Source organism: Rhizobacter sp. P2_D12, assembly GCF_056404395.1.
The window spans coordinates 1-1327 of record NZ_JBFUEB010000298.1 but is presented as its reverse complement, the minus strand read 5'-3'; the positions used below and the strand labels follow the sequence as shown (position 1 = coordinate 1327).

Below are 1327 nucleotides of genomic sequence, written 5' to 3'. Positions count from 1 at the left end.
GTGCTGCTCAGCGTTCGAGGCTGCCTGTCAGCACGCCTAGCTGGGCCTGCGCAGCGACTCTGGCGCGTGGCCCCGTCACGCGCACCAGCACACTGGCGACGCCTGCTTCGAGCGGCGCGACGGCGCTGCCGACGATCTGCGCGCCCTGGATTGCGGAGAACGCGACGTCGCGGCCGCTCGCAGGCACCGTCGTGCCGCGGGCGTCGAGCACGCGTGCGCGCAGGAACACCAGGTCGCCCTCGGCCACCGGCACGCCCATGTCGTCGAGTTCCAGCGTCAGCGTTGCCGGCGCTTCCGGCGTGCGCACGCGGTGCTCAGCCACGACGCGGCCCTTGGTATACGCGCGCGCCACCAGTTCGCCGGGAACGAACCCGCCCGTCTCGAATTCCAGCGGAGGATGCGCCAGGTGCGGGTGCGCTGCCGACGGCCCGCTCTTCTGGCGGCCCACCGGCTTGCCGTTCAGGCGCAACTCGACTTCGCCGGCATTCGAGAACACCCGCACGCGCGGCGCCGAACCGGCTTGCCAGTAACTGGCGATGAAGACCATCGGGCCGCCGCCCCACTGCGGTGAGCGCTCCATTGCGCTGCGCTGCGAACGGAAGAACTGGGCCGTGAACTTGGGCAGGCGCTCGATGCTCAGCGCACCCGACTCTTCCAGATCGGGCGCATAGCCGCGCGCGTAATCGAACATGACCCAGTAGCCGTCGGCGAAGGCCGGCGTGGCGGCATTGTCGTCACGGGCCTCGGCCACGTTGCGGGCCTGCTGCAGCAGGCGCGCTTCGCCCTGCCCCAGGCCCTGGCGACTGGAGCGGTCAGCCGGCTTGAGGTCGGCCCAGGCGGTTTGATTGAAGCCCGCGTTCATCGCGTAGTACTCCCAGTCGCCGTATTCGGAAACGATCAGCGGCTTGGCCGGCAGCGGATGCTTGCTGCCGATCCGGTGCTGGCGCGCCTGCAGGTACAGGTCATAGGTCTGCGGCACCCAGCCGGCCGAGTGGGCCTGGTCGCCCGGGTATTCGGCGTGCACGGTCGCGTGCAGCGCCTTGATCAACGGGTCCGGCATCTGCGTCTCGTTGAGCGAACATTCCCAGGCCACGACGCTCGGGTGGTTGCGGTCGCGCCGGACCATGTCGGCGCAGGTCTGCACCACCTGGCGCGCAAACGCCGGGTCCGGGTTGTGGAACTGCCAGCCGGGGATCGCCGGCAGCACCATGAGCCCCAGTTCGTCGGCCGCGCGCATGAAAGCCGGCGACTGCGGATAGTGCGACAGGCGCACGAAGTCGAAGCCGTAGCGCTTGATCAGCAGCGCGTCGCGCGCATCGGCCTGGGG

Annotated in this window: 1 protein-coding gene; it reads right to left on the bottom strand. The window is 70.0% G+C overall.

The window, feature by feature from the left end; all coding sequences use genetic code 11:
- Positions 1-7: 7 nt before the first annotated feature.
- On the bottom strand, positions 8-1327 hold a 1320-nt coding region (locus AC1DYN_RS32585; RefSeq protein ID WP_477966951.1), incomplete at its 5' end, for a glycoside hydrolase family 2 TIM barrel-domain containing protein.